Source organism: Streptomyces sp. URMC 126 (assembly GCF_051386555.1).
GTDB lineage: Bacteria > Actinomycetota > Actinomycetes > Streptomycetales > Streptomycetaceae > Streptomyces.
Map to the genome: position 1 here is coordinate 1 of NZ_JBPQTX010000250.1, position 10,541 is coordinate 10,541.

7 protein-coding genes are annotated in these 10,541 nt (G+C 72.4%); 4 read left to right on the top strand and 3 right to left on the bottom strand.

Features of this window, described 5'->3' with window-relative positions:
- The first annotated feature begins 81 nt into the window (after positions 1-81).
- Complete coding sequence (locus ACSNOK_RS24980; RefSeq protein WP_436783011.1) at positions 82-2,265, top strand: 3-hydroxyacyl-CoA dehydrogenase NAD-binding domain-containing protein; 2,184 nt, start codon at positions 82-84, stop codon at positions 2,263-2,265.
- A gap of 99 nt (positions 2,266-2,364) precedes the next feature.
- Positions 2,365-2,772, top strand: coding sequence for a hypothetical protein (locus ACSNOK_RS24985; protein WP_436783012.1), 408 nt, complete (start codon positions 2,365-2,367; stop codon positions 2,770-2,772).
- Positions 2,773-2,870: 98 nt separating this feature from the next.
- Here ACSNOK_RS24985 and ACSNOK_RS24990 read toward each other — a convergent pair whose 3' ends face one another.
- The 3 genes from ACSNOK_RS24990 to ACSNOK_RS25000 all read right to left on the bottom strand — a co-directional run bounded on the left by ACSNOK_RS24990 (position 2,871) and on the right by ACSNOK_RS25000 (position 6,371).
- A complete protein-coding gene (locus tag ACSNOK_RS24990; protein WP_436783013.1) occupies positions 2,871-3,455 on the bottom strand; it encodes a hemerythrin domain-containing protein in 585 nt (194 codons plus the stop codon).
- 262 nt (positions 3,456-3,717) lie between these two features.
- A complete protein-coding gene (locus tag ACSNOK_RS24995) occupies positions 3,718-4,584 on the bottom strand; it encodes a MerR family transcriptional regulator (protein ID WP_436783017.1) in 867 nt (288 codons plus the stop codon).
- 239 nt (positions 4,585-4,823) lie between these two features.
- Positions 4,824-6,371: a M1 family metallopeptidase gene (locus tag ACSNOK_RS25000; protein ID WP_436783014.1), complete on the bottom strand. Its 1,548-nt coding sequence runs from the start codon at positions 6,369-6,371 to the stop codon at positions 4,824-4,826.
- A gap of 263 nt (positions 6,372-6,634) precedes the next feature.
- Here ACSNOK_RS25000 and ACSNOK_RS25005 point away from each other — a divergent pair, with 263 nt between their 5' ends.
- On the top strand, positions 6,635-8,509 hold the full coding sequence (locus tag ACSNOK_RS25005) for a Xaa-Pro dipeptidyl-peptidase (protein WP_436783015.1): 1,875 nt from the start codon (positions 6,635-6,637) through the stop codon (positions 8,507-8,509).
- A 100-nt stretch (positions 8,510-8,609) separates the two neighbouring features.
- Positions 8,610-10,541, top strand: a 1,932-nt coding sequence (locus tag ACSNOK_RS25010) for a Xaa-Pro dipeptidyl-peptidase (protein WP_436783016.1), incomplete at its 3' end; no start/stop codon positions are given.

The window sequence follows — 10,541 nt, forward strand, 5'->3', positions numbered from 1 at the left end:
CCCCCGCTCCGCCGGGCCCCCGGCCCGGACTCGCCGACGACCGGCCGTACCCGCCACCCAGACCTTCAGGAGATCCCCACCATGAGCACCACCAGCCCCGCCGAGACCATCCGCTGGGAACAGGACGCCGACGGCGTCGTCACCCTCGTCCTCGACGACCCGAACCAGTCCGCCAACACCATGAACCGCGACTTCCAGGCTTCCCTCAGGGCGGTCGCCGACCGCCTGGAGGCCGAGCGGGAGTCCGTCCGCGGCGTGATCTTCACGTCCGCGAAGAAGACCTTCTTCGCCGGCGGCGACCTCCGTGAACTGATCACGCTCCGGCCCGAGCACGCGGAGACCGCGTTCGCGGCCACCCAGGAGCTCAAGCGCGACCTGCGTCGGATCGAGACCCTCGGCGTCCCGGTCGTCGCCGCCCTCAACGGCGCGGCGCTCGGCGGAGGGTACGAGATCGCCCTCGCCTGCCACCACCGGATCGCCCTCGACGCGCCCGGCTCCAAGATCGGCCTGCCCGAGGTCACCCTCGGCCTGCTCCCCGGCGGCGGTGGCGTCACCCGGACCGTACGCCTCCTCGGCATCGCCGACGCGCTGCTGAAGGTCCTCGTCCAGGGGACGCAGTACAGCCCCCGGCGGGCGCTGGAGGCCGGGCTCGTCCACGAGGTCGTCGACAGCGCCGAGGAACTCCTCGCCAAGGCGCGGGAGTTCGTCCTCGCTCACCCCGAGTCCCGGCAGCCCTGGGACACCGACGGCTACCGGATGCCCGGCGGGACGCCGTCCCACCCCTCCCTCGCCGCCAACCTGCCCGCCTTCCCGGCCACGCTCGTCAAGCAGACCTCCGGCGCCCCCTACCCGGCGCCGCGCAACATCCTCGCGGCGGCCGTCGAGGGCGCCCAGGTCGACTTCGAGACCGCCCAGACGATCGAGTCCCGCTACTTCGTGGACCTGGCCACCGGGCAGACGAGCAAGAACATGATCCAGGCGTTCTTCTTCGACCTCCAGGCGGTCAACGCCGGTCGCAGCCGGCCCTCGGGACCCGCCGAGCGGAAGGTCCGCAAGGTCGCCGTGCTGGGCGCGGGCATGATGGGCGCCGGCATCGCGTACGCCTGCGCCCGCGCCGGCATCGACGTCGTCCTCAAGGACGTCTCCCTCGACAACGCCCGCAAGGGCAAGGAGTACTCGGCCGGGCTGCTCGCCAAGGCCCTGGCCAAGGGCCGGACGACGGAGGAGAAGCGGGACGCGCTCCTCGCCCGCATCACCCCCACCGCCGACGCGGCCGACCTGGCCGGCTGCGACGCCGTCATCGAGGCGGTCTACGAGGACCCGGCCCTCAAGCACAAGGTCTTCCAGGAGATCCAGCACGTCGTCGCCCCCGACGCCCTGCTCTGCTCCAACACCTCCACCCTGCCCATCACCCTGCTCGCCGAGGGCGTCGAGCGCCCCGCCGACTTCGTCGGGCTGCACTTCTTCTCGCCCGTCGACAAGATGCCGCTCATCGAGATCATCAAGGGCGAGCGCACCGGCGACGAGGCGCTGGCCCGCGCCTTCGACCTGGTACGGCAGCTCCGCAAGACGCCCATCGTCGTCAACGACTCGCGCGGCTTCTTCACCTCGCGCGTCATCGGCCGGTTCATCTCCGAGGGCGTCGCCATGATCGGCGAGGGGATCCCCGCCGCCACCGTGGAGCAGGCCGCGGCCCAGGCCGGCTACCCCGCCAAGGTGCTCTCCTTGATGGACGAGCTCACCCTCACCCTGCCCCGCCGCATCCGCGAGGAGGCCCGGCGCGCCACCGAGGCGGCCGGCGGCACCTGGACCCCGCACCCGGCGGACGCCGTCATCGACCGGATGATCGACGAGTTCGGGCGGACGGGACGCGCGGGTGGCGCCGGTTTCTACGACTACGAGGACGGCCGCAGGACGCGCCTGTGGCCCGGCCTGGCCGAGCACTTCGGCCGGGGGGTCAAGCCCGCCGACGTCTCCCTGACGGAACTCCAGGAGCGGATGCTGTTCGCCGAGGCGCTGGACACCGTCCGCTGCCTGGAGGAGAACGTCCTCACCTCGGTCGCCGACGCCAACATCGGCTCCCTCTTCGGCATCGGCTTCCCCGGCTGGACCGGCGGCGCACTCCAGTACATCAACGGCTACGCGGGCGGCCCGGCGGGCTTCACCGCCCGCGCCCGCGAACTCCAGGCGGCGTACGGCGACCGCTTCGCGCCGTCGCCGCTGCTGCTGGAGAAGGCGGAGCGGGGGGAGTTCTTCACGGACTGACCCGACGGGCCCGGCCCCGCCGGGCCCTGCTTACAGGAGCCATGCCCCGACTTCCTTATGCTGAGCGGCTGTTGTGGGTTCCCCGAGTACAGGAGTGCCATGCGCGCCGCACATCTTCCCATGAGCGTCTGGTGGGTTGCCCTGGTCGTGGGAGTGGCCGTGGACCTGGCGTTCTGGCTGCCCCTCAGACCGCCGGGCAAGGCGCGGTGGAAGGCGGGCACGTCCGCCGTGACAGGACTCGCGTTCCTCGTCGCGGTGGGCGTCGTGGGCGGCTACCCACCGCAGGCGATGGTGCCGGGCTGCGCCGCGCTCCTCCTGCTTTGGCCGCTGTCGGTCGTCGGCCACCGGGCGGTGATCAGGGAGTGGTCCCTGAGGCCCGGACCGTCCGGCCGGGTCGCCGCCGGGCGCAAAGCGGTGGCGGCACTGGTGGTGCAGATGACGTTGGTGATGCTCGTAGCGGTGAGCATGGCCGTATGGCTCGTCGAGGACGCGGCGAGCTCCGTCTGAGCCGGAGGGTGACGTCGCGAGCCGCCGGGCGCGGCCGACGCCGCCCGGCGAGGGCCGTGCGCCCGCCGGGCGGCGTCCTCAGGACGCGACGCGCGCGGTCAGCGCGCCATGGCCCCCTTGATGGCGTCCTTGGTGCGGTCCACCAGGGACGCGATGGGCCCCACGCTCCACTGCGCGGCGGTGGAACCGGCCGCCATGGGATGCGGATGGGTGGGCGCGACCTTCTGGGCCGCGCGGACCATGGTGCCCATGCGCTTGAGCTGGGCCTCGTCGCGGCCCTCCCGGAGCGTGGGGAACTCCTCGCGCTCCTCGTGCTCGGCGTGCTCCACCACGGCCTTCTCGAACTCGCGCAGCTCCGCGTCGAACTCCGGGCTGTCGACGTCCATCTTCTCCAGCCGGGCCAGGACCTTGTTCGCCTCGGCCTCCTCCGCGTTGCGGGCGTCCGCCTCCTTCTTCCCGGCGGTGTCGCGGGCCACCGGCCTGACGACCATCTCCTCCGCCGTCTCGTGGACGGCCAGCAGCGCCCTCAGCTCGTCGAACGCCTGCTTCTTGTGGTCCCCCTCCGCCGCCTTGACGTCGGCGAAGAGCTCACGGATGCGGGCGTGCTGTTCCAGCAGAACGGCCACGACGTCGCCTTCGGGCAGCCGGGCGGCCTGCTCCCGGTCGGACTTCGCACCACTCATGAGGTTGCCTCCCTGTCGTCTCGGGATCGTCTCGGGCGCGGATCGTGATCCTCAGATCGACGACCGGCGATCGGCGATCGGATCCGGCGATCACTTGTCTCGCGGATGTCCGGACACGCCACCGGGAAACGTCGGGCTCCGGTTTTCCAGCCTAGGCGGCGCACGGACGGGAGGCACGGCGGGCCGGGAAGGGGACAGGCCGGGGTGGTGGCGGGCCGGGACCGTGGCGGGGCGTACGCGCCACCCGCGTCACCCTGGCCGGTCAGGCCGGCGCGCCGGTGCCCTCGTCCGGCGTGCTCCCGCCCGGCCCCTCGGTCTCCTCCGCCCCGCCGGGACCCTCCGTCCCGCCGGGACCCTCCGCCCCTTCCATCCCACCGGGCCCGCCCGTCCCGTACGTCCGCCGCAGCTCCTCCCGCAGCGCCCGCTGGAACGCGGTCACCAGCGCCTGCACCACCAGCGGCTGCATGTGCGCGGACAGGGACTTCATCGCCTCCACCTCCGCCGGGTCCGTCTCCCGCGCCTCGTACGGACCCCACACCTCCTCGTGGAAGAGCCGGGTCAGCTCGTGGGCGGTGGCCCGGGCGTGGTCCAGCAGGACCGTACGCGCGGCGAGGACCGTGCCCAGGGGCGCGGGGACGGCCAGCAACTGGGTGCCGAGGGCGAGGAGGCCCGGGTCGACCCGGAAGCGGGGCGCCTCCCCGGTCTCCTCGGGGGCGGGCCGGCGCTCCAGGACGTTCATCGCGGCGAGCTTGGCGATGTCGTCCTCGGTCAGCGGGCGGCCGGTGCGGCGCTCCAGCTCGGCGTGGGTGATCTCCTCGGTGCCGTCCGGGACCCAGGACGCCACCACTCCCCGGTGGATGGCGAGGTCGTGGGCGCTGAGGTCGTCCGGGAGCCGGCTGAGGTAGCGCTCGATGGCGGCGAGGGTGAGGCCCTGGTGCTGCAACTCCTCGATCAGGGCGAGCCGGGAGAGGTGCCCGGGGCCGTAGTGTCCTACGCGCCGGGGGCCGAGGGCGGGCGGCGGGAGCAGCCCGCGCGTGCTGTAGAAGCGGATGGTGCGGACGGTCACGCCGGCGCGCGCGGCGAGTTCGTCGATGGTGAGGAGGTCCGGCTCCCCGGTCTCCGTGGCCATGGCCCGTGCCTCGCTCTCCGGCCGGCGCTCGGACCTCACCGGCCGCTCCAGCCACTCCCGTACACCTATCTGCGCGCACCCGGCGGTACGCGGCAGTGCAACAGTAGGGGTGTATCACCATCGCTGTAAGAGCGAGAGGCCAGGCGGGAGGCAAGAACGGGGCGGCAGGAGCCGGGAGGGCCCGCCGTACCGTCACCGGACGGACGACGGGCCCCCGACGCGACAGCGGGCGGCAGCGGTCAGTGACCGTGCGTCCGCAGCGCCTCCTGGATCTTCGGCCAGGAGGCGGGCCGCACCGGCTTGTGCGCGGTGAGCGCCGCGCCGCCCTTGCGGGCCCCGGCCCCCGCCCGGGCCTTCGCCGGCAGGCCGATGCCCGCCTTGGCCGCCTCCGCCGCGCTCGGCTTGACGGTGGTGAACAGCCAGGTGTCGAAGAGCGGCTTCAGCGTCTTGCCGGAGACCTGCTCGGCATGGGCCACGAAGTCCTGGACCGAGCCGTTGCCGTACCGGTTCTTCGCCGTCCAGCCGCGCAGCGTCTCGAAGAACACCTTGTCCCCGACGGTGTTGCGCAGCGCCTGGAGGGCGATGGCCCCCCGCTGGTAGACGGCGCCGTCGAACTGCTTGTCCGCGCCCGGGTCGCCGGGCTTGACCGTCCAGAACTTGTCGTCGGCCGGGTAGGTGGCGTAGGTGTAGTCGGCCAGTTCCTGTGCCGTGCCCTCGCCCTCCTTCTCCGACCACAGCCACGTCGCGTAAGTGGCGAAGCCCTCGTTGACCCAGATGTCCCGCCAGTTCTTCACCGAGACGCTGTCGCCGAACCACTGGTGGGCCAGTTCGTGCACGACGAGCGAGACGTTGGCGCCGTTGGCGAAGGGCGCGGGGCTGTAGAACGGCCGCGTCTGGGTCTCCAGCGCGAAGCGGGTGGGCACGTTGGGCACATAGCCGCCGACGGCCGTGAACGGGTACGGGCCGAAGACGGTGCTCGCCCAGTCGACGACCTCGGCGCTGCGCTCGACGCTCGCCTTCGCCGGGTCCAGGTTGTCGCCCAGGTCCTTGCTGTAGGCGTTGATCACGGGCAGGCCGTTGGCGGTGGTGTCCGTGGTGATCTCGAACTTGCCGACGGCCAGCGTGGTGAGATAGCTCGCCTGGGGCTTGGTGGAGCGCCAGTTCCAGCGCGTCCAGCCGAGTTTGGAGGTCTTCGAGGCGAGGACGCCGTTGCTGATCGCCTGCGTGTCGTCGGGGACGGCGATCGAGATGTCGTACGTGGCCTTGTCGCGCGGGTGGTCGTTGCTCGGGAACCACCAGGCGGCCGACTCCGGTTCCTGCGCGGCGATGCCGCCGTCCGGCGTCCGCTGCCAGGCGGAGGAGCCGCCGACCTTCACCGCGGAGGGGGTGCCGCTGTAGCGGACGACGACGGTGATGTGCTTGCCCTGCGGGAGCGGGGTGCCGGGGGTGATCTCCAGCTCGTGGGTGCCGGTCTTGCGGAACGCGGCCTTCTTGCCGTTGACCAGTACCTCGCTGACGTCCAGCAGCAGATCGAGGTTGAAGCGGGAGAGCGCCTGCGTGGTGGTGGCGGTGACGGTGGCGGTGCCCTCCAGCCGGTCCGTCTTCGGCTGGTACTTGAGCCGCAGGTCGTAGTGGGAGACGTCGTAACCGCCGTTGCCGGCGTCGGGGTAGTAGGAGTCTCCGAGGCCCGGCGCGCCCGGGGTGCCGTCGGCCGCCGACGCGGGGACCGCGAGCAGCAGGAAGGCGGCAGCGGCGGCGGCGCTCGGGACGAGGAGTCTGTGACGCACGAGACACTCCAACTCGTAGAGGGCGGAAGATCGATCGCAGCCTATGCAGCCACCGGGCCCAGGGGAATGTCCATGCCGAATCCCGACATGTGATGGACATCCGGCCGTCATGGCGGGCGTGTCCGGAAACCGCCCCTCGGATCACCCGCACAAGGCTCGCGTGTCCCCGCTGTCGCGCCATATGCCCCTTGGATTCGGCCAGTTGAGTGCGCTAGCGTCCGTCCGTGCGAAATAATACGCGTAAAATAAGCGCCAGAAATATCTTGCGACGCACAGTTCCGGCCGCTGCCGCCGCCCTCCTGGCCGCCCTCGTCGCGGCCCCGGGCGCGGCGCGGGCCGCGCCCGCCGGACGGAGTCCCGAGGGGAGCACCCCGGTCTACTCCTACGACCGCGCCGTCCGGGAGACCGTCTACGTGGAGACGGGGAAGGACAGCGACGGCGACGGGCGCACGGACCGGGTGGCCGTGGACGTCATCCGGCCCCGGGAACCCGCCGAGCGAGGCCGCAAGGTTCCCGTGATCATGAGCCCGAGCCCGTACTTCCAGATCCTCGGGCGCGGTCCCGAGGCCCAGACCAAGACGTACGACGAGCAGGGCAGGCCCGTTCAGTTCCCCCTCTTCTACGACAACTACTTCGTTCCCCGCGGCTATGCCGTCGCCTTGGTCGACCTGCCGGGGACCAACCGTTCCGACGGCTGCTCGGACGTGGGCGGCCCCTCGGACGTCGCGGCGGCAAAGTCGGTCGTCGACTGGTTCAACGGCCGGGCGCACGGCTACGCGTCCCGCACCGGGAACAGCGGCGTCGACGCCGGCTGGACCGACGGCTCGGTGGGCATGATCGGCAAGAGCTACGAGGCCTCGGTGGTCAACGGCGTGGCCGCCACCGGCGTCGAGGGCCTGAAGACCGTCGTCCCCATCGCCGGCCCCACCTCCTGGTACACCTACTACTTCTACAAGGGCGCCTCCACCAACTCCACCGAGGGCATCGCCGGTCACGCGCGCTTCGTGGAGACCGACGAGGTCAAGGCCCGCTGCAAGGCCATGGACCGCGCGCTGATCGAGGGCTCGCCGCGGGACGGCGACTGGACCGGCATGTGGACCGAGCGCGACCACCCCCGCAACGTGGACAAGGTCCGGGCCAGCGTGTTCCTCGTCAACGGCCTCCAGGACCTCAACGTGCGCACGCAGCACATGAACAAGTGGTGGGACGGCCTCGCCCAGAACGGCGTCGAGCGCAAGCTCTGGCTCTCGACGGCCGGTCACACCGACCCGTTCGACTTCCGTCGCCAAGAGTGGGTGCCCACCCTCCACCGCTGGTTCGATCACTACCTGATGGGCTACGACAACGGCATCGAGCGCGAGCCGATGGCCGACATCGAGCGGGCCCCGGGCCGGTGGACGACCGACCGGTCCTGGCCGCCGAGCGGAACCGGCACCGCCACCCTGCGCCCGGCCGCCGGGCCGGTCCCGGGAGTCGGAGCGCTGACCTCCCTGCCCGCCGGCACCCCGGGCTTCACCGAATTCACCGACGACCCCGAGCTCGGCGAGCTCGACTGGGCCGCCGCGGCCGACCGGCCGACCCTGGCGAAGACGTCGTTCCGCACCGCACCCCTCAAGCGTGAACTGCGGCTGTCCGGACACGGTTCGGTGCGGCTGAGGGTCACCCCGACCACGAACTCGGCGACGCTGTCCGCCGTTCTCGTCGACCTCGGCCCGGACACCATCCGCGACTACGACACCGGCGAAGGCATCTCCCTGCTTCCGGAGAAGGACTGCTGGGGCGCCGGCACCACCGGCGACACCGGCTGCTTCAAGAAGGCCGTCCCCACCACCAAGAACGTGGAACAGACAGTCTTCAGCCGCGGCTGGGCCGACCTCGGCCACTACGCCGGCTTCCCCCGGCGTGAGATCACGCCCGGCAAGCAGTACGACATCACCCTCGACCTCGGCACGGCCGATCACGTGATCCCGGCCGGGCACCGGCTGGCCCTGATCGTGGCCGGTACGGACAACGAGAACATCGACCCCCCGGCGTCCCGGCCGAAGATGACCGTCGACCTGAGCGGCAGCTCGGCGGACCTGCCGATCGTCGGCGGTTTCCGGGCCCTCGCCCGCGCCACGGGCGAGGACCGTACCTGACCTGACGGTACGGGGGCGGTCCCGGGCCCGCCGGCCCGGCGGCCGCCCCTTCCCGTCCACCCCCTTCTGCACGGCAGTCGACCCGCGTACTGTCCCGCCCGTGCCGAAACCCACGCGGAACATCCGCACACCCTGGACCGCTCTCGCCCTGGCGGCGCTCGCCGCCCTGCTCGCCGTCCTCGTCACACCACCGGGCGCGCAGGCCGCGCCCCCGGAGAGACGCGCCGGCGAGAGCACACCCGTCTACTCCTACGACCGCGCGGTCCGCGAGTCGGTCTGGGTCGAAGCGCCCACCCGCGCCGGCCGCACCGACCGGGTCGCCGTGGACGTCATCCGTCCCCGCGAAGCCGCCGAGAAGGGCATCCGCGTCCCCGTCGTGATGGACGCCAGCCCGTACTACTCCTGCTGCGGACGCGGCAACGAGAGCCAGAAGAAGACGTACGACGAACGGGGCAACCCCGTCCAGTTCCCGCTCTACTACGACAACTACTTCGTCCCGCGCGGCTACGCCGTCGTGCTCGTCGACCTCGCCGGAACCAACCGCTCCGACGGCTGTGTCGACATCGGCGGACGCTCGGACGTCCAGTCCGCCAAGGCCGTCGTCGACTGGCTCAACGGCCGGGCCCGCGCCTACCGTTCGCGCACCGGCTCCGGGACGGTGGCGGCGGACTGGACCACCGGCGCCGTCGGCATGATCGGCAAGAGCTACGACGGAACCGTCGCCAACGGCGTCGCCGCCACCGGCGTCGAAGGGCTGAAGACCATCGTCCCCATCGGCGCCATCAGCTCCTGGTACGACTACTACTTCGCCAAGGGCGCCGCGCTGTTCGACAGCGGCCCCGACGGCCTCGCCACCCGTGTCGAGAGCGCCGAGGCCCACGCCCGCTGCCAGGACGTCCACCGCGAACTCGTCCGCGGCGCACCGCGCAACGGCGACTGGACGCCGCTGTGGAGCGAACGGGACTACGTCCGCGACGCGGGCAACGTCCGCGCCAGCGTCCTCGCCGTGCACGGCATGCAGGACCTCAACGTCCGTACCAAGCACCTCGGCCAGTGGTGGGACGCGCTCGCCGCGCACGGCGTGGAGCGGAAGATCTGGCTGTCGCAGACCGGGCACGTCGACCCGTTCGACTTCCGGCGCGACGCCTGGGTCCGCACTCTGCACCGCTGGTTCGACCACTACCTGATGGGCTACGACAACGGCGTCGAGCGCGAGCCGATGGCCGACGTCGAGCGGGCGCCCGACCAGTGGACCACCGACCGGGTCTGGCCGCCCGCCGGCACCCGGGCCACCACCCTGCGCCCGGCGGCCGGGCCGGCCGGTGGCCCCGGAAGCCTGGGCCTGGACCCGGCGCGGCCGGGCAGCACCGCCGAGTTCACCGACGACCCGAAGCTCGGCGAGAACGACTGGGCGGCGGCCGTCGACCGGAGCACCCCGTCGAAGGCCGGTTTCGTCACCCGGCCGCTCGCCCGTGACCTGCGCCTCTCCGGCTCGTCCACGGTCCGGCTGCGGGTGACCCCGTCCACCGCGTCCGCCCACCTCTCGGCCGTCCTCGTCGACCTCGGCCCGGACACCATCCGCGACTACGCCGACGACGCCGAGGGCATCACCACCCTGGCCGACCGCACCTGCTGGGGCGCCGGCACCGCCGGGGACACCGGCTGCTTCAAACGGACCGAGGCGAAGACCGCCCGCGTCGACCACACCGTGTTCAGCCGCGGCTGGGCGGACCTCGGCCACTGGGGGAGCGGCAAGCGGACCCGGGCCGTGACCCCCGGCACCGCCTACACCATCACCCTCGACCTCGCCGCGACCGACCACGTCGTCCCGGCGGGCCACCGGCTGGCACTGATCGTCGCGGGCACCGACCGCGGACTGATCGAACCGGCCTCCACCACCCCGCGGCTGACCCTCGACCTGACCGCGACCTCGGCGAACCTGCCGCTGGTCGGCGGGTACGCCGCGTTCGTCCGCGCCACCAAGGGCGGCGTCCGGCCGCCGGCCCCGCCCGCCCACCCGCAGGGGCTGGGG